At 72.3% G+C, this 20546-nt stretch carries 19 protein-coding genes; 15 read left to right on the top strand and 4 right to left on the bottom strand.

The annotated features are described in order from the left end of the window. Positions 1-32 precede the first annotated feature (32 nt). The gene (locus NAEX_RS25525) at positions 33-2072 is read right to left on the bottom strand and encodes an FUSC family protein (RefSeq protein WP_096330089.1); all 2040 of its coding nucleotides are present in this window, start codon (positions 2070-2072) and stop codon (positions 33-35) included. 220 nt (positions 2073-2292) lie between these two features. Further along, complete coding sequence (locus NAEX_RS25520) at positions 2293-2859, bottom strand: prolyl hydroxylase family protein (RefSeq protein WP_096330088.1); 567 nt, start codon at positions 2857-2859, stop codon at positions 2293-2295. A gap of 78 nt (positions 2860-2937) precedes the next feature. Here NAEX_RS25520 and NAEX_RS25515 point away from each other — a divergent pair, with 78 nt between their 5' ends. Both NAEX_RS25515 and NAEX_RS25510 read left to right on the top strand, forming a co-directional pair. Then, the gene (locus NAEX_RS25515) at positions 2938-4140 is read left to right on the top strand and encodes a hypothetical protein (RefSeq protein ID WP_096330087.1); all 1203 of its coding nucleotides are present in this window, start codon (positions 2938-2940) and stop codon (positions 4138-4140) included. Then, positions 4137-4643 (top strand): hypothetical protein, encoded by a 507-nt coding sequence (locus tag NAEX_RS25510; RefSeq protein ID WP_143140279.1) that lies wholly within the window; start codon positions 4137-4139, stop codon positions 4641-4643. The genes NAEX_RS25515 and NAEX_RS25510 overlap by 4 nt, the downstream gene beginning before the upstream one ends. A gap of 15 nt (positions 4644-4658) precedes the next feature. Here NAEX_RS25510 and NAEX_RS25505 read toward each other — a convergent pair whose 3' ends face one another. Then, entirely contained in the window at positions 4659-5459 is an 801-nt protein-coding gene (locus NAEX_RS25505) for a hypothetical protein (protein WP_096330085.1), read from the bottom strand. 252 nt (positions 5460-5711) lie between these two features. Here NAEX_RS25505 and NAEX_RS25500 point away from each other — a divergent pair, with 252 nt between their 5' ends. The 13 genes from NAEX_RS25500 (at position 5712) to NAEX_RS25440 (ending at position 18640) form a co-directional block, all read left to right on the top strand. Then, the gene (locus tag NAEX_RS25500; protein ID WP_096330084.1) at positions 5712-6341 is read left to right on the top strand and encodes a cytochrome c3 family protein; all 630 of its coding nucleotides are present in this window, start codon (positions 5712-5714) and stop codon (positions 6339-6341) included. Then, positions 6338-9133, top strand: coding sequence for a 4Fe-4S dicluster domain-containing protein (locus tag NAEX_RS25495; RefSeq protein WP_211302474.1), 2796 nt, complete (start codon positions 6338-6340; stop codon positions 9131-9133). The genes NAEX_RS25500 and NAEX_RS25495 overlap by 4 nt, the downstream gene beginning before the upstream one ends. 1 nt (position 9134) lies before the next feature. After that, on the top strand, positions 9135-10493 hold the full coding sequence (nrfD, locus tag NAEX_RS25490) for an NrfD/PsrC family molybdoenzyme membrane anchor subunit (RefSeq protein WP_211302473.1): 1359 nt from the start codon (positions 9135-9137) through the stop codon (positions 10491-10493). Further along, on the top strand, positions 10490-11017 hold the full coding sequence (locus tag NAEX_RS25485) for a DUF3341 domain-containing protein (protein WP_096330083.1): 528 nt from the start codon (positions 10490-10492) through the stop codon (positions 11015-11017). The genes nrfD and NAEX_RS25485 overlap by 4 nt, the downstream gene beginning before the upstream one ends. Beyond that, a complete protein-coding gene (locus NAEX_RS25480) occupies positions 11004-11570 on the top strand; it encodes a c-type cytochrome (protein ID WP_096330082.1) in 567 nt (188 codons plus the stop codon). Before NAEX_RS25485 ends, NAEX_RS25480 begins: the two co-directional genes overlap by 14 nt. Beyond that, positions 11567-12634, top strand: coding sequence for a hypothetical protein (locus NAEX_RS25475; RefSeq protein ID WP_096330081.1), 1068 nt, complete (start codon positions 11567-11569; stop codon positions 12632-12634). Before NAEX_RS25480 ends, NAEX_RS25475 begins: the two co-directional genes overlap by 4 nt. Beyond that, positions 12627-12989, top strand: a complete 363-nt coding sequence (locus tag NAEX_RS25470) for a hypothetical protein (RefSeq protein ID WP_096330080.1) — start codon at positions 12627-12629, stop codon at positions 12987-12989. The genes NAEX_RS25475 and NAEX_RS25470 overlap by 8 nt, the downstream gene beginning before the upstream one ends. After that, positions 12986-13957, top strand: a complete 972-nt coding sequence (coxB, locus tag NAEX_RS25465) for a cytochrome c oxidase subunit II (RefSeq protein ID WP_096330079.1) — start codon at positions 12986-12988, stop codon at positions 13955-13957. Before NAEX_RS25470 ends, coxB begins: the two co-directional genes overlap by 4 nt. Then, a complete protein-coding gene (locus NAEX_RS25460; protein WP_096330078.1) occupies positions 13954-15534 on the top strand; it encodes a cytochrome c oxidase subunit I in 1581 nt (526 codons plus the stop codon). The genes coxB and NAEX_RS25460 overlap by 4 nt, the downstream gene beginning before the upstream one ends. Continuing rightward, a complete protein-coding gene (locus NAEX_RS25455) occupies positions 15527-16207 on the top strand; it encodes a cytochrome c oxidase subunit 3 (protein WP_096330077.1) in 681 nt (226 codons plus the stop codon). The genes NAEX_RS25460 and NAEX_RS25455 overlap by 8 nt, the downstream gene beginning before the upstream one ends. Next, a complete protein-coding gene (locus tag NAEX_RS25450) occupies positions 16204-16503 on the top strand; it encodes a cytochrome C oxidase subunit IV family protein (protein ID WP_170136003.1) in 300 nt (99 codons plus the stop codon). Before NAEX_RS25455 ends, NAEX_RS25450 begins: the two co-directional genes overlap by 4 nt. Before the next feature lie 245 nt (positions 16504-16748). After that, a complete protein-coding gene (locus tag NAEX_RS25445) occupies positions 16749-17441 on the top strand; it encodes a TetR/AcrR family transcriptional regulator (protein WP_096330075.1) in 693 nt (230 codons plus the stop codon). Beyond that, complete coding sequence (locus NAEX_RS25440; protein WP_096330074.1) at positions 17438-18640, top strand: cytochrome P450; 1203 nt, start codon at positions 17438-17440, stop codon at positions 18638-18640. The genes NAEX_RS25445 and NAEX_RS25440 overlap by 4 nt, the downstream gene beginning before the upstream one ends. A 109-nt stretch (positions 18641-18749) precedes the next feature. On the opposite strand, the gene NAEX_RS25435 is transcribed toward NAEX_RS25440, so the two are convergent. After that, entirely contained in the window at positions 18750-20411 is a 1662-nt protein-coding gene (locus NAEX_RS25435; RefSeq protein WP_096330073.1) for a fibrinogen-like YCDxxxxGGGW domain-containing protein, read from the bottom strand. Positions 20412-20546: the final 135 nt, after the last annotated feature.

Here is a 20546-nt window from a genome sequence, read left to right as displayed (position 1 = left end):
GTGATCGTCGTGACTCCTGAAATGGACGCACCTCAACCCGGCCGCACGTGGCCGGGCCGCGGCGCGCGCGTCTCGCGAGCCACCCGCGCGAACGTCGACAGCGCGCGGTCGAGGCGGGCCAGCCCGCGCAGGGCGGGGTCCGACGAATCGGCGCGCTCGACCACCCGCGGCGAGCACGGTGGTCTGCCGGCGGCGAGCGCCTCGGCGAGCTCGCGGGCGCGGTCGGCCAGGCGGAGGGCGACCGCGTGGGCGCGCTGCACGGCCGCCTCCTCGAGCGCGCGCGGGTCGAACATCAGCAGCGGGCGCGCGTGGAAGCACACCGCCGCGAACGCGAAGAACAGCCGCCGCGTCTCGCGGGTGGAAGGCAGCGGCACCCCGCCGGCGGCCCCCTGGACCTCGCTCCGCACGTCTCGCAGCTTGCGGTCGAGCGCCCGCGCGGCCGCGCGTCGGTCGGCGCGTTCGGGGCCCGGCAGCGTGTACGTGACCGCGAGGTCGTCGGCGAGCAGGCGCAGCGCGTCGGTCATGTGGGCGCGGATCGTCCCGCGCGTCGACACCGGGAACACCAGCATCGCCACGCCCGCGCCGACCAGCACGCCGACCAGCGTCTCGACCACGCGCAGGTACAGCAGCTCGTCCGAGAACATCCCGAGCAAATTGTAGAGCACCGCGAGCAGCGTCGTGAACGCCGCCACCATCCACGCGTAGGAGAACTGCAGCGTGTAATAGGCGATGAACATGCATGTGAACAGCACCACCAGTTCGAGCGCGACGAGGCCCTGGATCGCGTGGGCCACCAGCAGGCCGACGAGCACGCCGACGAGGGTGCCGATCATCCGCTGCCAGGCGCGCGCCAGCATCGCGCCGCGGGTGTTGGCGCGGTTGAACACCATGAACGCGGCCATCACCGCCCAGTAGGCGCGCGAGCTGGCGACCGCGTGGCCGGCCACCAGCGCGAGCGCGGTCGCCAGCGTCGCCTGGGCGGCCAGGCGCAGCGACCAGCGCCACGTCGGCGTGGTGCCGGTCGCGGCCGGCTCCGGCTCGCGCGCGCCGGCGCGGGCCGTCGGCAGCTGCGCGTCGAGCCGCAGCGCGCAGAGCAGCGAGCGCAGCGCTCGCTCGAGCACGCAGGCGCCGCGGGTCGCCTTCGTCAGCGCCGCGATCGCCTCGCGCGCGGCCGCCTGCTCGCCGGAGCGCACGGCGCTGCGGGCCGCCAGCAGCGCCGCCGCGATCGCCTGGCGCGCCGGGGGAGCCAGCGCGATCGTCGGCATCGCCGCCGCCGCCACCTCCTGCAGCGCCAGCTCGAGCGCGAACACCTGCTCGCGCAGCGCCGCCGCCGTCGCGCTCGCCGGATCGACGCGATCGATCTGCTCGTCGATCGCCAGCGCCGACTCGTTGATCGTCCCCAGCGTGCGGCGCAGCGCCAGCACCCGGCGCGGCGTCTCGCGGCCCTCGGCGACGATCGCCGCCAGCTGGTGCAGCGCCACCGCCACCGTCCGCCGCAGCGCCGCCAGCCGCAGCCGCAGCCGCGTCTCCGGCCGCTCGCGCACGACCCAGAAGCGGGCCACGTAGGCCAGCGTCGTGGCGATGCACACGCTCGTCAGCATCAGCGGCAGGCGGGTCAGGTCGGCGCGGAAGAACAGGGCGAAGAAGTAGGCGAGGAACCCGATCATCCCCAGCGCCAGCCCGCGCGGGCCGAACCGGCGCACCAGCACCGCGACGAACGCGATCGCCAGGAACAGCCCGTCGCGCAGCCACGGCAGGCCGTGGACCAGCGTGCCGAGCAGCAGCGCCGCGCAGGCCACCGGCGGCACCAGGGCCGTGGTGATCCGCTGGGCCCGCGGCGTCGGGTCGTTGACGATCGCCACCCCCATCATCGCCACGTTGATGCCGACCAGCGCCACGCTGGTCGGCTGGCCGACCGCCCCGGCGAGCCGGTGCAGCAGCGCGGCGGCGACGATCGCGGTGAGGGTCACGCGCGCCGCCTGCCGCAGCCGCACGAGCTCGGCGTCGGCGATGACCGCGACGTCCGCGAGGTGGGCCGCATCGAACCCGCGCCCGCTGTTCGCCTGCGCCATGGCCGGGCCGATCTATGGCCCGAAGCGAGCGCCGCGCAACCTCGTCCCGAGGCGCGGAGGCGGGACCCGGCGAGGCGCGGCCGCCCGGCTCGGCCCGCGGCGCGGCGCCGGCCGCGACATCTTCATGTCCGTTCAGACATATTTTCAAGAACATGCTCGAAAGGGCATGACCTTAAGAACATGCCCTTCACGCCGCATGCGCTTCCTGTTTAAAAGTATCTCAGTCCGCCGGGCGGTACAGCACGTCGGTGCGGAGCACGAACTTCTCGCCGCGGGTGACCTCGCAGGCTCGGTGCATCACGCGGTGCTGGAACAGCAGCGCGCGGCCGACCCGGGGCGTCACGCAGGCGCCGAGCTCGACGAAGTCGGTCGCGCCGCCCTCGAAGCCGTCGTTGAGATAAAACACCAGCGTCAGCAGGCTCCGCACCCCGTCGGCCAGCTCGACGATCGTGTCCCAGTGGGCTCCGTGGCGCTCGCCCGGGCCGTAGCGGTAGAGCCGCAAGCGAGGGTTCGCGCCGGCCAGCACCTGCCCCGACAGCCGCGCCGGCACGTGGTCGCGCACCCGCTCGAGCAAGCCGTTCGCCTCGTCGGCGTCGTCCCACATCACCCGCGTGTTGTTGCGCGTCTCCGGCTCGATCACCGGCCCGCCGCCGGGGCCGACGATCGGCGCCACCTCGGCCTGGCCGGCGCGCATCCTCGCCACGTACGCCGCGCACTCGTCCGCCGACAGCGCCCCGTCGACGGTCCAGTGGAGCGGGCAGGTCAGGTCGAGGAAGCCGGCGTACATCGCCCGCGATCCTAGCAGTCACCGCGGCGAGCGTGACAGGCCCGTTCGCGTGCCTGCGGCGTGTTAACCTCGCGCCCGATGTCGCCCGTGTTCTCGATCCGCGCCCTCGTCGTCGAGGGTCAGCTCGCCGGAGTGCGCGCCGGCGACGACCGCGACAGCATCCGCGCGCGCCTCGGCTTGCCCGACGGGCAGCGCGTGGACGCGCTCGACGACCTCAAGGTCTGGCGCTACGGCAGCTTCGAGATCTTCTTCAACGGCGACGTGGCCGACACCCTCGCTCTCGACAGCCTCGGTGACCTCGAGGCCGGCCCGGGGCGCGAGCTCGAGGCCTGGGTCCTCGGCGGCCCGGGGGCCCCCGATCGGGACGAGGTCGTCGACCGCCTCGTCGCCGAGCAGGTGCCGTTCGTCGCCGGCCGCGACCGGCAGAACCGCCGCGTGCTGCAGGTGAGAGGCGGGGCCCGCCTGCTGTTCGAGCGCGACGAGGACACCGGAATCGAGTCATGGCGCGCGATCAAGGTTTTCGACCCCGCGTACGCCCCCGGCTTCACGCCCGACCTCGCGCCGCCGACCGGTCCGACCCTCGACAGGTTCTTGTTGGTGCGCCGGATCTCCGCCTACACCGCAGCCCACGTGCTCCTCGGCGTCTTCTCCACGGCCTCGCTCGCCGACGCCGCAAGGGCGGCCTACCTCGAGCGCTACGCCGCCGACCCGGCCAGCGACCCATGGCGCGAGCAGGCCTACAAGGATGACGGCCTGGTCGAGGACGACCTCGTCGTCACCTGTCTCTCCGGTCCCGCCGAAGCAGTCGAGGTCTTCGTCGTCAGCGACGATTCGGAGGGCTTCGGGCAGATCATTCGCACGTTCGACTCTCTGCACGACTCGGAGGTCGCGGCCGACGCACGGATCGCGGTGCTCGACGACGTCGAGTCGATGTTCCCGCACTACGCGCTGCGGCAACGCGCCCGCCTCGACGTGCTGCTCTCAAACGCCGAGGAGGCTCAGCCGGGCTTCTACGACGATTCCGAGCCGAAGAGTCCGAAGAGTCCGAGCGGTAGCGAACGGACGCGCCCGCTGGACGGCGCCCCCGTCGTACGGCCGAGGCCGATGCACATAGCGAGCCCGACCGTGAATGCGAGCAGCGCGGACCGCGAGGGCTTCACCGTCGAGCTCGCCGCAAAGCCTCGATCCGGCCCGCAGTGCCGGCTCCGCGCGTCGAGTTCGCCCGCGCCGCCGATTTGCTGCATACAGTGTTCACACTCCCACGAAAGGTCGGCGCAATGACCCCCATAGGCATGAAGACGGTGATCGCGCTGTTCGATACGGCAGCCGACGCCAAGTACGCGGTCGACGCTCTACTCCTGCGCAAGTACGACCGCAGCGACATCAGCGTGGTCGCCAACGATCTCGCCACCCTGCACGAGGCCCCGGCGCACGTCGGCCAGATCGCCGCCGGTGCGCTCAGTACGCTGGTCGGCCTGGCCGCGTTCGCCGTGCCCTACGCCGGCCCCGTGCTCGCGGCCGGCCCGATCCTCGGCGCCCTCGGCACGGTCGGCGCCGAGGACATCGACCAGCCCGACTGGCTCGGGCCGGCGCTGGTGAAGATCGGCATCCCCGAGGCCGAGGCGCGCAAGTATTCCGAGGCGTTCAACCGCGGCGGCGCGGTCGTCACCGTGCGCACGCGGGAGATCGACGCCGACAACGTGGCCCGCCTGCTGTCCGCCTGCGGCGCGGTCGACGTCGACGAGCGCGTGCGCCCCGAGTCGCGTCGGCGCTCGACTGGTTGATCCGATCACCGCAGCTCAGGGCCGCGGCTCGCGGTGCCGGCGATCGTACGGCAAGCGATCGCCGTGCGGCTTGGCGCAGCGGACGAAGCAGCGGTGCCGCACCAGCTCGAGCCACTCGTCCGGCGTCAGGTCGTCCTCCTCGTCGGGCGGCCCGGACGTCGCGTCGACGTTGTAAAAAAATTCGCCGGCGATCGCGTAGTCGCGGCGGAACCGGGTGCGCCACTGCGAATTGCCGCCCCAGCCGTGCGACAGATCTTCCGCCGGGCGATTGTCGCGCGCGTACGCCCAGTACAGCGTCGACCCCTCGGCGAATTCTTTCACGAGATGCCGGCGGCCCGCCGCCACGCGGACCCCGGCGCGCGCGAACAGCAGCGATCCGAGCGTGTGCCCCGGCCACTGCGCTGCGAGGAGTCGCGGCGGCGCGTCGTCGTCGGCGTCCTGATCGACGAGCACGATCTCGTGGAAGAACGGGTGAAAGCGCGGCTCGGCGATCGGCTGGAACTCGAACGCGGCCATGAATTCTTCGTAGGCCGCCGGCGGCACCGCGATCGTCCAGCGGGCCTCGTACCCCGGCCGGCGCGCGAAGCCCAGGCGCAACAGGTCGCAGATCCGCGACATCGCGTAGAGTCGCCAGCAGTCCTCGATCGGCATCGCCGGCACCGCAGGGGTCCGCGCCGTCGCCAGCGCGGCGAACCACCGCCGCTCTTCCTCGTGCGCCCGCGCCCACGGCAGCACCACGTCCTCGGCCAGGCCCGATCCGTCGTACTCGAGGATCGCCTGGTACAGCTCGCGGTACGGCGCCTGGTCGCGGTGCATGCCCGCCGAGGGTACGGCTTTTCGCCGCTCGCCCGCAGCAGCGATCGGCCGAGCGACGCGGGCGGCGGGTGCCCCGCGGGTCGTCTCGCCGCGGTGACGTGGGTCATGCCATTGGCGGCCCTCACCGGCGAGATCGACCGCCCCGGCGGGCGTCGGCCCCCCGCGCCCCGCGATCGCTTGCGGCGCGGGCGATCGCCGGCATAGCAGACACCGCTCGCAAACGAGCGTGACCGTCGCAGCGCCGGGAGCACCGTGGCCCAGCTCTTTCGCCCATCCGCGGACCGCCGCGTCCGCCTGGTCCTGTGGGGCCTTTTGGTCGGCCTCACGCTGGCGGGCGTCGTCGGCTACGCCCTGTCGCGCTCCGACTGGAGCACCGGCGTCGGCGAACCGCTCGCGCAGCCGGTCCCGTTCAGCCACGACCACCACGTCGGCGGCCTCGGCCTCGACTGCCGCTATTGCCACGAGACCGTCGAGCGGGCCGCCTTCGCCGGCGTCCCCGCGACCGAGACCTGCATGCATTGCCACGCGCACCTGTTCGCCGACGCCCCGCTGCTCGCGCCCGTGCGCGACAGCTGGGCCGAGGACCGACCGATCCGCTGGCGGCGCGTCCACGACCTGCCCGACTTCGTCTACTTCGATCACGGCATTCACGTCCACGCCGGCGTCGGCTGCGAGACCTGCCACGGCCGCGTCGACCGGATGCCGCGAGTCCGGCGATTCGCCGACCTGTCGATGAAGTGGTGCCTCGATTGCCACCGCGACCCGGCCCCGCACCTCCGGCCGGCCGAGGCCGTGTTCGTCATGGGCTGGCGGCCCGATTCGTCGGCTCCGCCGGCTCCCGACGTCGATGCCCACGTCAGCTGCTCGGAGTGCCATCGATGAGCGACCCCGACGTCCTCGGTCGCCGCGCCTTCTTGCAGCGCATGAGCGCCGGCCTGGCCGCCGCCGGCCTCGGCGGCTGCCTCGACCGCGACCCCCCGGAGCGGATCGTCCCTTACGCGCGCCAGCCCGAGTACGTCGTCCCCGGCGTCCCGTTGTTCTTCGCCTCCGCCTTCACCCGCGACGCCTACGCCTACGGGATCCTCGTCGAGACCCACGAGGGCCGCCCGACCAAGATTGAGGGCCACCCCGAGCACCGCGCCAGCCTCGGCGCGACATGTCCTTTCGGTCAGGCCATGGTGCGCGAGCTGTACGACCCGCGGCGCTCGACCGGCGTGCGCCGCGGTCACGAGCCGAGCAGCTGGCCGGCGTTCTTGCGCGAGGCCCGGGGTTGGTTCGGCGGCGGTCGCCGCGTCGCGCTGCTGACCGGGCCGACCACCTCGCGCATGCTCGAGGGCGGCGTCGCCCGCCTCGCCGAGCGCTGCCCCGGCCTGCGGTGGTTCGCGTGGAGCCCGGTCGGCCGCGACGACCTCCACGCCGGTCTGCGGCGGCTGTTCGGCGGCCCGCTCGCCTGTCACTACCGCCTCGACCGCGCCCGCGTGGTGCTGAGCCTCGACGACGATTTCCTGTTCACCGACCCCGGCCGCTTGCGCCACGCTCGCGCGCTCGCGCAGCGTCGGCGGGCCGAGCTCGCCTCCGCCGAGGCGCTGCGGCTGTACGCGATCGAGAGCTTCCCCGGCCTCACCGGCGCCGCCGCCGATCACCGCCTCGCCGCCCGCGTCGGCGATCTTCCCCGCCTCGCCCGCGACGTCCTGCGCGGCGTCCTCGGCGACGCCGTCGACGACCCGTGGCTCGCCACCGCGGTCGCCGACCTCAAGTCCGCCGGCCCGACCGGCCTCGTCGTCGCCGGCCCGCACCAGCCGCCGCAGGTCCACGCCATGGCCCACGCGGCCAATCATTTGCTCGGCGCCGCCGGCCGCACCGTCGTCTACACCGAGCGGCTCGAGCGCCAGCCCGACGGCCCCGAGCACTCGCTGCCGGCGCTCGTCACCGCGATCGCGCGGCGCGAGCTCGACGCGCTGCTGATCCTCGACGACAACCCCGTGTTCACCGCCCCGGCCGACCTCGGCTTCGCCGACGCTCTGGCCGCCGTCCCGTTCACCGCCCACCTCGGCCTCTGGCGCGACGAGACCGGCGAGCGCTGCCGCTGGCACCTGCCGCTGGCGCACCCGCTCGAGGCCTGGGCCGACGCCGCCGCCGACGACGGCGAGGTCACCCTGTCGCAGCCGACCATCCGCCCGCTGTACGACGGCCTCAGCGCGCCCGAGCTGCTGGCCGCGCTCGTCGACGACCCCGCGCGCGGGCGCGACCTGCTCGAAAGGACATGGAGCGACCGCGCCCCAGCCGCCGCCGACCTCGCCCAGTGGTGGCGCGCCGCGATCCACGACGGCCGCCTGCCCTCGCCGGCGACCGCCGTGTCCACCGCGATCCGCGGCGACGTCCTGGCGACATTGCTCTCCGAACATGTCCCCTCGGACATCTCCTCCCCGGACCTCGCGCTCGCCTTCCGCCCCGACCCCGCCGCCTGGGACGGCCGCTATTCGCTCGACCCGTGGTTGCAGGAGCTGCCGCGGCCGATCACCCGCCTCATGTGGGGCAACGCCGCCTTCGTCGCCCCCGAGACCGCGCGCGCCCGCGGCCTCGAGCACGACGCCTGCGTGCGCCTGCGCGTCGGCGACCGCAGCCTCGACGCCGCGGTCTTCGTCCTCGCCGGTCACCCGCCCGACCAGATCACCGTCCACCTCGGGCACGGCCGCCGCGCCCCCGCGGCCGGCCCCGGCTTCGACGCCTATCGCCTGCGCAGCGCCGGCGCCCCGTGGTCGGCGGCGGTCGTCGCCGAGCCGCTCGCGCGGGCCGGGCAGCTCATCGTCGATCGTCACCGCGGCGGCGAGCACGAGCACGGCGACGAGCACGCTCGCTGGTCGCGCCGCGGCGAGCCGGCCCGCCTGCCCCCGCCCGGGCTGCGCCCCGCCTCGCTGCACCCGACCCGCGCCTACGACGAACACGCGTGGGCCATGGCGATCGACCTCAACGCCTGCATCGGCTGCAACGCCTGCGTGGTCGCCTGCCAGGCCGAGAACAACATCCCCAGCGTCGGCCCGGTCGAGGCCGCGCGCGACCGGACGCTGCACTGGATCCGCATCGACACCTACGCCGACGACCGCGGCGAGGGCCCGCGCTGGCGGTTCCAGCCGGTGCCCTGCATGCAATGCGAGCACGCCCCGTGCGAGGTCGTGTGCCCCACCGGCGCCACCCAGCACAGCCACGACGGCCTCAACGACATGACCTACAACCGCTGCTTCGGCACGCGGTACTGCGCCAACAATTGCCCCTACAAGGTCCGGCGCTTCAACTTCTTCGCCTACGCCGCCCGCGACGTCGTCACCCTCCCCCTCCAGCGCAACCCCGACGTCACCGTGCGGACGCGCGGGGTCATGGAGAAGTGTACGTATTGTGTGCAGCGGATCCGCGGCGCCGAGATCGCCGCGCACCGCGAGGGCCGAACCATGCATCCCGGCGCCGTCGTCACCGCCTGCCAGGGCGCCTGCCCATCGCGGGCGATCGAGTTCGGCGACCTCGCGCAGCCCGACGATCCGGTGGTCGCCCTGCGCCGGGACGGCCGCGCCTACGCGCTCTTGCCCGAGCTCGGCACCCGCCCGCGGACCAGCTACCTCGCGCGCCTGGTCCACCCCAACCCTGCCCTGCGCGCCGCGGCGCCGCCCGAGGAGGATTGACGTGATCCGCCGCATCGATCGAACCGGGCGATGGGTCGACGGCGAGCCCGACCTCGCCGCCGTCGACGACCTCGTCGCCGGCGCCGTGCGATCGCCGCGGACGCGGCGGAGCTGGCTCGTCGCGGCCGCGCTGGCCGGCCTCGGCGTGCTCGCTCTGGCCCTCGCCGTGTTCGGCGTGTTCTGGTGGTACGTCGGGATCTGGGGCGTCGACACGCCGGTCTACTGGGGCATCGCCATCACCAGCTTCGTCTGGTGGGTCGGCATCGCCCACGCCGGCACGCTGATCAGCGCGATCCTCCTGCTCGCCGAGCAGCCGTGGCGGCGCTCGATCAACCGCTTCGCCGAGGCGATGACCCTGTTTGCGATCGCCTGCGCCGGCATGTACCCGCTCCTCCACCTCGGCCGGCCCGAGCTCTTCTACTGGCTCCTCCCCTATCCCAACACCTACGGCTACTGGCCGCAATTCCTCAGCCCGCTGGTGTGGGACTTCTTCGCCATCGCCACCTACGGCACCGTCTCGTTGATGTTCTGGTACGTCGGCCTGGTCCCCGACCTCGCCACCATGCGCGACCGCTCGACCGGCCTGCGCGCGCGCGTCTACGGCCTGTTCGCGCTCGGCTGGCGCGGCTCGGCGCGCCACTGGGAGCGCCACCAGACCGCCTATTTGTTGCTCGCCGGCCTCGCCACCACCCTCGTCGTCTCGGTCCACACCATCGTCAGCTTCGACTTCGCGGTCGCGCAATTGCCCGGCTGGCACACCACCGTGTTCCCGCCCTATTTCGTGGCCGGCGCGATCTTCAGCGGCTTCGCCATGGTGCTGACCTTGCTGATCCCCGTGCGCGCGTGGCTCGGCTTGCAATCATTCGTCACCGCGCGCCACCTCGACTACTGCGCCCGGCTCATGCTCACCGCCGGCCTGGTCGTCGCCTACGGCTACGCCGCCGAGCTGTTCTTCGGCTGGTACAGCGGCGACCCGCACGAGCGCGAGCTCGTCGCCAGCCACCTCCACGGCCGCTCCGCCCCGCTGTTCTGGCTGATCGTCGGCCTCAACGTGGTCCTCCCGCAGTCGCTGTGGTGGCGGGGCGCGCGGCGCAGCACCGCCTGGCTGTTCGGGCTGTCGATCGCCGTCAACCTCGGCATGTGGCTCGAGCGCTGGCTCATCGTCATCAGCTCGCTCGAGCACGGCCTCTTGCCCACGACCGGCGGCGACTACTGGCCGACCTTCTGGGACTGGCTCACGCTGGTCGGCACCCTCGGCTTCTTCGCCTTCTTCATGCTGCTGTTCCTCCGCTTCGTCCCGGCGATCGCCCTGTACGAGCTGCGCGAGCTCGTCGCCGATCGCCCCCGGAGGGGCGCATGAGCGGCCTGCGCGGCCTTTTGGCCGAGTTCGTCGGCGCGGGCGACGTCCTCGCCGCCACGCGCGCGGCCCGGCGCGCCGGCTACGTCGCCCTCGACGTGTTCAGCCCCTACCCGGTCGCCGGCGTGGCCGAGGCGCTGGCGTTTCGTTCGCGGCTTTCGCGGGTCACCTTCGTCGCCGGCCTGCTCGGCGGCGCGGCGATGTTCCTGTTTCAGGGGTGGGTCCACGCGATCGACTGGCAGCTCGACATCGGCGGTCGGCGGCCCTTCGCCGCCCCGGCGTTCATCGTCCCGACCTTCGAGGTCACCATCCTCGCCGCCGCGCTCGCCACCGTGTTCGCCATGTTCATACGCAACGGCCTGCCGCGCCTGCACCACCCATTGTTTTCGGTGCCCGCGTTCGAGCGCGCCAGCCGGGACCGCTTCTTTCTGTTCATCGGCGCCGACGACCCCAAGTTCGCCGCGCCGGCGGTGCGCACGTTCCTCGCGTCGCTCGCCCCGCTGGAGGTCCACGATGTCCCGCGCTGACGCCGTCGCCCTGCTCCTCGCGCTCGCCGCCTGCGAGCAGGAGATGCGCGACCAGGCGCGGCTCGACCCGCTCGAGCCGGCCGCGTTCTTCGCCGACGACATGGAGGCCCGCACGTTGCCCGCGGGCGTGGTCCCGCGCGGCCAGGCGCGCCTCGATCGGCACCTGTGGGAGGGCCGCGCCGCCGACGGCCTGTTCGTCGGCACCTATCCGTTCACCATCACCCGGGCCGACCTCGCGCGCGGCGAGCAGCGCTACGCCATTCATTGCACCCCGTGCCACGGCCGGCTCGGCGCGGGCGACGGCGTCGCCGTGCGGCGCGGCTATCCTGCCCCGATCGCCTTCACCGCCGCGCGGCTGCAGGGCGTCCCGGTCGGCCATTTGTTCGACGTCGTCACCCACGGTCGGGCCACCATGCCCGACTATGACCATATCGACGTCCACGATCGCTGGCGGATCGTCGCCTGGGTGCAGGTGCTGCAATTGAGCCAGCACGCGCCGGCCGCGGTGCTCGGCGCCGACGACCGCGCGCACCTCGTGGAGGCGGATCGATGACCCTCGTGCTCGGCGCCACCCTCGTGCTCACCGCGCTCGCGGCCGCGGCCGGCCGCGCCTCGCCGGCGTTCCTGCACGCGTGGCTGCTCGCCTGGCTGCTGTGGCTCGGCGTCGCCCTCGGCGCCTTCGTCTTCCTGTGCATCCACCACCTCGTGCGCGGCCGCTGGGGCGACATCGTCCGCCCCTTGCTCGCCGCCATGACGCGCACGCTCCCCCTGCTCGCGCTCTTGTTCCTGCCGATCGCCCTCGACCTCGACGTCCTCTACCCGTGGACCGACCGCGAATGGCTGCAGGCCGGGCCGCTGCGCGCCGCCAAGGCCGCCTACCTCGATCCGTCCTTCTTCCTCGCCCGCGCCGTCGTCATCCTCGTCGCCTGGAGCGCCCTCGCGTCGCGGCTCGCGCGGCCGGGGCGGCGGCCGGGGCTGGCCGCGCTCGCGCTCGTCGTCTTCTTCGTCACCATCACGATCGCCGCCGTCGACTGGGTGCTCTCGCTCGACCCCGACATGAGCACCAGCGCCTTCGGCCTCGCGCTCGCCACCGGCGACGCCGTGGCCGGCTGGAGCGTCGTCGTGATCGCAGTCGCCCTGGTCCACGGCCGCAGCGCCCGCGCCCGGCTCGTCGTCCCCGAGCGCGCGCAGCAGCTCGGGACCCTGCTGTTCGCCGCCCTGATGCTGTGGGCGTACATCGCCTTCACGCAATTCCTGCTCGTGTGGGGCGCCGACCTCCCGCGCGAGGTCGGGTGGTTCCTGCCGCGGATCCACGGCGACTGGGGCGGCGTCGCCTGGGCGCTGGTCGGCCTGCACTTCGCCGTGCCGTTCGTCCTGCTGCTCCAGCGGCCGATCAAGCGCGCCCTGCCGCGCCTCGCCGCGGTGGCCACATGGCTGCTCTTGATGCACGCCGTCGAATTGCTGTGGCTGGTCGTGCCGTCGCGCGCCCTGCCGCTCGGCTGGCTCGACCTCGCCGTGCCGCCCGGCCTCGGCGCATTGTGGGTGCTCGCCGTCGTGGCGTTGCTCGGGCGCGGGCCGCTCGTCGGCGTGGCGGAGGAGGACATCGATCATGGCTGATCGTGCCTACGAGCGCGAAGATCTCGCCGACCATCGCCGCGGCTTGCGGGTCGCCGGCGCGATCGTCGGCGGACTCTTGATCGGCGGCTTCAGCGTCGCCGGCCTGGCCGCGCGGGTGTTCGGCCCGGCGCCGGGCGAGGGCACCGAGGGCGCGGTGCCGACCGACGCGCTCCGGCAATTGCGAGCCACCGCCGAGGCCGAGTGGGCCGCGCGCGCCGCCGCCTGGGAGTGGCTCGATCCGCGCAACGGGGTCGCGCGGATCCCCGTCGCGCGGGCCGTCGAGCTCTCGCTCGCGCGCGGCTTCCCGACCCGCCGCGACCCGCCGCGACCCGTCACCGCGAGGACGCTGCGATGATCCTCGGCATCCCCTTCGAGCTGCTGCCCGCGGCCGCCAGCGCCACCAGCGGCGCCGTCGACGTCGCGGTCTTCCTCGTGTTCGCGGTGATCGGCGTCGTCAGCCTCGGCGTCGTCGCGGCGATGGTCTACATCGTCGTCCGTTATCGTCGGCGGCCCGGCAACCTCACCGGTCGCGGCCACGACCCTGCCACCATTTGGCGGACCGAGCTCGGCTGGTGCGCGCTGACGGCGACCGTGTTCCTCGGGCTGTTCACGGTCGGCGCCGCCTTCTTCGACCGCATCGAGCGAGTGCCCGCCGACGCCGACGCGCTCGACGTCGCCGTCACTGCCAAGCGGTGGATGTGGTCCTTTCACCACCCGAACGGCCGCCGCGAGCTCTCGCAATTGCACGTCCCCGCCGGGCGCGTCGTCCGCCTCCACCTCGCCAGCGAGGACGTCATTCACAGCTTCTACGTCCCGGCCTTTCGCCTCAAGCACGACGTCGTACCCGGCTGGCTGCGCACCGCCTGGTTCCGCGCCACCGCGCCGGGCACCTACGCGCTCGCGTGCGCCGAGTACTGCGGCACCGAGCACGCGGTCATGCGCGCCGACGTCGTGGTGATGGAGCCGCACGCCTATGACCGGTGGCTGGCGCAGGGCGACGATTCGCGCCCGCCGCTGGCGGCCGCCGGCCGGGCGCTGTTTCAGCGGCTCGACTGCGGCGCCTGCCACGAGTCCCACCGGCGCCGCCGCGCCCCGCCGCTGGAGGGCCTCTACGGCCGCCCCGTGGCCCTGCGCGACGGCAGCAGCGTCATCGCCGACGACGACTACATCCGCCGCAGCATCCTCCGGCCCGACGCCGACGTCGTCGCCGACTACCAGGGCGGCGTCATGCCGACCTACGCCGGCCTCGTCGACGACGACGAGCTGCTCTTGCTGGTCGCCTACATCCGCTCGCTCGCCGACGCCGAGGGGGTGAGCCCATGAGGTCATGGCTGACCACCACCGATCACAAGCGGATCGCCCTGCTCTACCTCGGGACGATGACGCTCTTCTTCACCCTCGGCGGCCTCCTCGCCACCGTCATTCGCGTCGAGCTGGCCACCGCCGCCTCCGACCTCGTCACCGCCGAGACCTACAATCGCCTGTTCACGCTGCACGGCGTGATCATGGTGTTCTTCTTCTTGATTCCGTCGATCCCGACCTTCCTCGGCAACTATCTGCTGCCGTTGATGCTCGGCGCGCCCGACCTCGCGTTCCCGCGGCTCAACCTCGCCAGCTGGTACGTGTTCGTCGCCGGCGGCCTGCTCACCTTGACGGCGATGGTCGCCGGCGGCCTCGACACCGGCTGGACCTTCTACACCCCCTATTCGACCACCTTCAGCGACTCGCACGTGGTCCTCGCGGTGCTCGGGGTGTTCCTCGCCGGGCTGTCGTCGGTGTTCACCGGCATCAACTTCATCGTCACGATCCACCGCCTGCGCGCGCCGGGGCTGACCTGGCTGCGGCTGCCGCTGTTCGTGTGGTCGCACTACGCGACCTCGCTGATCCTGGTGCTGGCGACCCCGGTGCTGGCGATGACGCTGCTGCTGGTGGCGATCGAGCGCGGCCTTTCGATCGGCATCTTCGACCCGGAGGCCGGCGGCAGCCCGCTGCTGTTCCAGCACTTCTTTTGGTTCTACTCGCACCCGGCCGTCTACATCATGATCTTGCCGGGCATGGGCGTCGTCAGCGAGCTCATCCCCTGCTTCTCGCGCAACCGCCCGTTCGGCTACGAGTTCGTGGCCGCCTCGAGCCTGGCGATCGCCGTGTTCGGCTTCCTCGTGTGGGGCCACCACATGTTCGTCGCCGGCCAGTCGTACTTCGCCAGCGTGGTGTTCTCGTTCCTGTCGTTTTCGGTGGCGGTGCCGAGCGGCGTCAAGGTGTTCAGCTGGCTGGGCACGATGCACCGCGGCTCGGTCTGGCTGACCACGCCGATGATCTACGCGCTCGGCTTCGTCGCCCTGTTCACGATCGGCGGCGGCACCGGCCTCGCGCTGGCGATGCTCGCCGTCGACGTCCACCTCCACGACACCTACTTCGTCGTCGCCCATTTTCATACGATCATGGTCGGCGGCATGCTCATGGCCTACCTCGGCGGCCTGCACTTCTGGTGGCCGAAGATCTCCGGCCGCCTCTACTCCGAGCGCTGGGGCCGGATCGCCGCCTACACCCTGTTCATCGGCTTCCTGCTGACGTTCCTGCCGCAATTCGTGCTCGGCACCCAGGGCCTGCCGCGGCGCACCGCCTCGTATCCGCCGGAGTATCAATTCTTGCAGGCGCTGTCGTCCGCCGGAGCGACGATCCTCGCCGTCGGCTACGTGCTGCCGGGCATCTACTTGCTCGCGTCGCTGGTCCGCGGCCGACCCGCCGGCGACAACCCGTGGGGCGCGACCGGGCTCGAGTGGCGCACCAGCTCGCCGCCGCCTCCCCACAATTTCAATAAAGCACCGGTCGTCACGGAGGACCCCTACGATTATCCACGCGCGCCGCAACCCACCTTCATCGGAGCCGGCGATGTCTGAGCGCGCGCCGCGGCCCGCCCGCATCGCGCCGGCGATGTCCGAGGCGGTGCGCGAGCCGTTCGCCGACCCGGCCCACCAGCGCGACGCGGTCGCGCTCGGCATGTGGGCGTTCCTCGGCCAGGAGGTGCTGTTCTTCGGCGTGCTGTTCGTGTTCTACACCCACCTGCGCGTGCGCCACCCCGAGCTGTTCGCGGCCTTCGCCCCGCGCCTCGACTGGCGCCTGGCGACGGCGATGACCGTCGCGCTGCTGCTCAGCAGTTTTACCATGGCGCTGGCGGTCCGCTTCGCGTTCGTGCGCATGCGCGGGAAGCTGCTGTCGTCCTTGCTGGCGACGACGGCGCTCGGGGCCGCGTTCCTGGCGATGAAGGGCTGGGAGTACGCGCACCACGTCGCGCGCGGCGAGTCGCCGATCGTCGACCTCGCCGACGAGCTCGGCCCCGGCCCCGGCCTCTCGACCTTCTTCGGCCTCTACTTCGTGCTGACCGGCTTCCACGCGCTGCACGTGCTCGGCGGCCTCGTCGCGCTCGGCTGGCTCGTCATCGTCGCATGGCGCACGACGGCCGAGGACCTGCGCGGCTCGCCGGTCATGGCGGTCGGCCTCTACTGGCACTTCGTCGACATCGTGTGGCTGTTCCTGTTCCCGGCGCTGTACCTCGCGGGGAGGCCCGCATGAATCATCGGGATGGCAGCTCCCCCGCCCCGAGCGTCGGCGCCGCGCTCGTGGTGCTGTCGGCATTGCTGATCCTCACCGCCACGACGGTCGGCCTCGCGTTCCTCGAGCTCCCCCCGGCGGTGCACGTCGGCCTGGCGTTGACGATCGCCGCGATCAAGGCCGCGCTGGTCGCCGCCGTGTTCATGCACCTGCTGCGTGAAGCCCCAGCGACCCGCCTGGTCGCGCTGATGGCGGCAGTGCTGCTGGCGATCTTCATGCTCATGGTCACCGTCGACGTGCGCCACCTCGGCGGCTGAGCTGTTATGATTCGGGCCGGTGACATCCGCCGCATGGCGACCCGATGACCTCGGCGCACCGCGCATGGCGTGCCGTACCGTCCCCTCAGCCGCTCTGCGCGGTATCGCGCTAGCGCATCTGCCGCGCGTCCGCGGCCGAATTTTTTAAAAGTTTTGTTGCGAGGCCGCAGGCGGGGTGCCATGGTTCTTTGACTTGTTGACCGGATTCGAAATCCGGTCACGAGACCCAGAGGAGAGCTCTCGAGGTGACCGACCGCCCCCAGGACAGCGCCACTCGCGCAGACCGCATTCTCGATGCCGCCGGGGAGCTGCTCCTGCGGCTCGGCTATCGCAAGGTGACGATCGACGACGTCGCGAAGCAGGCCGATGTCGGCAAGGGCACCGTCTATCTGCACTGGCGCAGCAAGGAGCAGCTGTTCACCGCGCTGGTGATCCGGACCTCGCTCGAGCTGACGGAGGAGCTGCTGGCCCTGCTGCGCGCCGATCCGATGGAAGTGCTGCCGCACCGATTCATACGTTCGTCGTTCCTCGCGGCGATGCGGCGGCCGGTGATGTTCGCGCTCTTGACCGGCGACACCGAGCTGCTCGGCAAGCTCGGCCAGGGGCCGCTGCGCCGGCTCAAGGCCCAATCCGGCCAGCAATATTCGCGGATGATGATCGAGCGCGGGCTCTTGCGCGGCGACGTCCCGCAGCTCGACTACGCGATCCGGTCCGCGATCCTCGGTTTTTTCCTGCTCGAGAACCTCGACCGCGAGGCCACCCATTTCGCCGCGGCGGCCAAGGCCGACGCGCTCGCGCACGTCGTCCGGCACGCGTTCGAGCCGGCCGGCGCGCCCGATCCGGCGGTCGTCGCCGACGCGGCGGCCCAGCTCGCGGCCCAGCTCGAGGCATTCCTCGCCAGCAGTCGCGCGTGGATCTACGAAGGAAGGCTACCATGACGAATGTCGCTGATACGTGGGGCATCAACCCCCAACAATTCTGGCTGCGCGGGCAACGACCGGAGCGGCCCGTGGCTTTCGATCCGGCCACCGGCATGTGGAACGTGTACGGCTACCCCGAGACCGTTCACATCCTGGGCAACCCCGCCACCTTCTCGTCCGACACCCTGCGCGTCATGCCCGAGAGCATCGTGCGCCGCGGCAAGGACCTGCGCGAGGGCAACCTCGTGCAGATGGACGAGCCGGACCACAGGAAGCTGCGCCGGCTCGTCAGCGAGGCGTTCACGCCGAAGGTCGTCGCCGACCTCGAGCCGCGGATCGCCGCGCTCACGCACGAGCTGCTCGACGTCGCGGCGCAGCGCGGGCGCATGGAGCTGGTGGCCGACCTGGCCTACCCGCTGCCGGTGATCGTGATCGCCGAGCTGCTCGGGGTGCCGAGCAGCGACCGCCACCTGTTCAAGCAATGGGTCGACAAGATGCTCGAGTACTCCGGCCAGTTCTCGCTGGTGAAGCAGAGCGCGGAGCAGGACCGGGCGATGGACGTCGCGTTCGAGCAGCGGCAGCACCTCCTCGATTACCTCGAGGGCCACGCCAAGGAGCGGCTGCAGCGGCCGCGCGAGGACCTGCTGACGAAGCTGGTCCAGGCCGAGGTCGACGGCGAGCGCCTCACCACCACCGAGGTGGTCAATTTCGCCAACATCCTGCTGCTCGCCGGTCACATCACGACGACGATGCTGCTCGGCAACACCGTGCTGTGCCTCGACGCGCATCCCGAGCACATGGCCCGCGTCCGCGCCGATCGCCGGACGCTGCCGGGGGCGATCGAGGAGTCGCTGCGCTTCCTCAGCCCGTTCGCGGCGATCGGCCGCGCGACCACGGTCGAGACCGAGCTCGGCGGCGAGCGGATCCCCGCCGACAAGGTGCTGATGGTGTGGATCGCGGCGGCCAACCGCGACGAGCGGCAGTTCGCTCGCCCCGACGAGTTCGACCCGACCCGCGACCCGAACCCGCACGTCGCCTTCGGCCGCGGGATCCACTTCTGCCTCGGCGCCCCGCTGGCCCGGCTCGAAGGCCGCGTCGCGCTCGACATCCTGCTCGATCGCTTCCCCGAGCTGCGCACCGACCCCGACGAGCCGCCGCAGTTCATCCCCAGCCCGAACATGACCGGCGTGCGCAAGCTGCCGCTGCTGCTCGCGTAAGCCCCGCTCGCGTCGCCCCGCCTTGCCGGCTGGCGCGGCAATGCTCCGACATGCCCCGCGGGACAGACGCGCGTCGAACACCGCCTGTCCCTCAGGACATGTCACCGATTCAGCGCACCATCACCCAGCGGGCCGCGCCCGCCTTGTGGCAGTCGTGGACCGGGCCCACCGCGTCGATGGTGTTGGGGTCGCTGGCGAACGTGTCGGCCGAGGGCGAGACCACCGCCGCGCCCTTCCACGGGTAGTTGTTCAGGCCGCAGCCGTACTGGTTCTGCGCGACCTCGTCGATGTGCCACGCCCCGGCGCAGCCCTCGGAGGTGCCGACGTGCCAGGTGCAGATCGTCTTGTTCTGCACGAAGTTGCCCTTGAGGCTGGCCTCCTTGTACAGCACCTGCGTCCAGTTGAAGCAGCTGTTCGGCCCGCCCTGCCCGTTGAACAGGTTGGTCGCCGCGGTCAGCAGATAATCGCTCCCGCGGCAGTCGATGCGCATGTCGGTCGACAGGTCGCGCAGCACCGTCATCGTCGCCTTGGTGAGGCGGTGGCGGGCGTCGGCGGGGTCGGCCGCGTTGACCGGGACGTCGTTGTAAAGCGCCTTGCCGATCGTCTGCGCGCCGAACGGGCTGCGCTCGAGCAGGGTCCAGCCGCCGCCGGCGGTGACCATGTCGCAGAACACGGGGAAGCCCGGCTGGCCGCCGACGCCGTCGGGGTCGATCGTGTACACGTCGCTCGGCAGCAGCGGCAGCGCGGCGTGCAGATCTTCGCAGGTCTGAGGCACAATGCAGACGCTGGTGCAGCCGTCGCCGTCGACCATGTTGCCGTCGTCGCACGCCTCGACGCCGACGTGCAGCACGCCGTCGCCGCACTTCGCCGCGGTGCAGTCCGTGAGGCAGGCGTCGCCGTCCTCGGCGTTGCCGTCGTCGCACGCCTCGACGCCCGCCTGCACGTGCCCGTCGCCGCACTTCGCCGCGGTGCAGTCGTCGAGGCAGGCGTCGGTCTGCTCGTCGTTGCCGTCGTCGCACGCCTCGACGCCCGCCTGCACGTGCCCGTCGCCGCAGCTGGCCGCCGAGCAGCTGGTGAGGCAGGCGTCGGTGTCGTCCTGGTTGTTGTCGTCGCACGCCTCGACGCCCGCCTGCACGTGACCGTCGCCGCAGGTCGCCGGCAGGCAGGTGCCGAGGCACGCGTCGCTGTCGTCCAGGTTGCCGTCGTCGCACTCCTCGCCGCGCTGCAGCTTGCCGTCGCCGCAGCTCGCCAGCGCGCAGGCGTTGGTACATTCGTCGTCGTCGATCGCGTCGCCGTCGTCGCACGCCTCGACGCCCGCCTGCACGAGCCCGTCGCCGCACACCGCCTCGGCGCAGGCCAGCGTGCACGCGCCGTCGTCCGCGTTGTCCGGGCCGGCGTCGCAGGCCTCGCCGTCGTCGACGTTGCCGTCGCCGCAGATCGGCGCCGGGCCGGTGCTCGTGCCCGGCTCGGTCGTCTCCGCCTCGGTCGTCGCCGCCTCGGTCGTCGCCGCCTCGGTCGTGCTCGTGGTCGTCGTGCCGTCGGTGCCCGTCGTCACCTCGCTCGCGCTGCCGGTGCCGTCGCTGGTCTCGCTCGTCGTCGGCGCGCCGGTCGTCGGCGCCGGCTCGCTCGTGCTGCCGCCGCTGGTCGTCGCCTGCGTCGTCTCCGGCTCGGTCATCGTCTCGGTCGTCGCCGCGCCGCCGCTGTCCCCGCATCCAGCGGCGACGAGCATCGCCGCGAACGCGCCCCTTCCACCCCAAGAACAAAGATTCATGCGGCAGGATGGTAAGCAGATCGTGCAGCGTCCGGCGAGCCGTCGAAGATCGCGGAGGCCGGCGCTCCCGTCGCGCCCGTCGCGAGTCGGCGATCGAGCTCGGGTCGTTGCTGCAAACTCATTCGGCGCGCCCCG

It is taken from the genome of Nannocystis exedens (genome assembly GCF_002343915.1).
Classification (GTDB): Bacteria; Myxococcota_A; Polyangia; order Nannocystales; family Nannocystaceae; genus Nannocystis; species Nannocystis exedens.
The sequence above is the reverse complement of the archived record's forward strand: the minus strand, read 5'-3'. Positions and strand labels throughout refer to the sequence as shown.

Bases quoted from the DNA above. Each gene is read 5' to 3' on its own strand.
- NAEX_RS25510 (WP_143140279.1), top strand. From the start codon at position 4,137: ATGACCCCCATAGGCATGAAGACGGTGATCGCGCTGTTCGATACGGCA.
- NAEX_RS25460 (WP_096330078.1), top strand. From the start codon at position 13,954: ATGAGGTCATGGCTGACCACCACCGATCACAAGCGGATCGCCCTGCTC.
- NAEX_RS25515 (WP_096330087.1), top strand. From the start codon at position 2,938: ATGTCGCCCGTGTTCTCGATCCGCGCCCTCGTCGTCGAGGGTCAGCTC.
- coxB (WP_096330079.1), top strand. From the start codon at position 12,986: ATGATCCTCGGCATCCCCTTCGAGCTGCTGCCCGCGGCCGCCAGCGCC.
- NAEX_RS25505 (WP_096330085.1), bottom strand. From the start codon at position 5,459: ATGCACCGCGACCAGGCGCCGTACCGCGAGCTGTACCAGGCGATCCTC.
- NAEX_RS25485 (WP_096330083.1), top strand. From the start codon at position 10,490: ATGAGCGGCCTGCGCGGCCTTTTGGCCGAGTTCGTCGGCGCGGGCGAC.
- NAEX_RS25470 (WP_096330080.1), top strand. From the start codon at position 12,627: ATGGCTGATCGTGCCTACGAGCGCGAAGATCTCGCCGACCATCGCCGC.
- NAEX_RS25520 (WP_096330088.1), bottom strand. From the start codon at position 2,859: ATGTACGCCGGCTTCCTCGACCTGACCTGCCCGCTCCACTGGACCGTC.
- NAEX_RS25495 (WP_211302474.1), top strand. From the start codon at position 6,338: ATGAGCGACCCCGACGTCCTCGGTCGCCGCGCCTTCTTGCAGCGCATG.
- NAEX_RS25440 (WP_096330074.1), top strand. From the start codon at position 17,438: ATGACGAATGTCGCTGATACGTGGGGCATCAACCCCCAACAATTCTGG.
- NAEX_RS25480 (WP_096330082.1), top strand. From the start codon at position 11,004: ATGTCCCGCGCTGACGCCGTCGCCCTGCTCCTCGCGCTCGCCGCCTGC.
- NAEX_RS25435 (WP_096330073.1), bottom strand. From the start codon at position 20,411: ATGAATCTTTGTTCTTGGGGTGGAAGGGGCGCGTTCGCGGCGATGCTC.
- NAEX_RS25525 (WP_096330089.1), bottom strand. From the start codon at position 2,072: ATGGCGCAGGCGAACAGCGGGCGCGGGTTCGATGCGGCCCACCTCGCG.
- NAEX_RS25450 (WP_170136003.1), top strand. From the start codon at position 16,204: ATGAATCATCGGGATGGCAGCTCCCCCGCCCCGAGCGTCGGCGCCGCG.
- NAEX_RS25455 (WP_096330077.1), top strand. From the start codon at position 15,527: ATGTCTGAGCGCGCGCCGCGGCCCGCCCGCATCGCGCCGGCGATGTCC.
- NAEX_RS25475 (WP_096330081.1), top strand. From the start codon at position 11,567: ATGACCCTCGTGCTCGGCGCCACCCTCGTGCTCACCGCGCTCGCGGCC.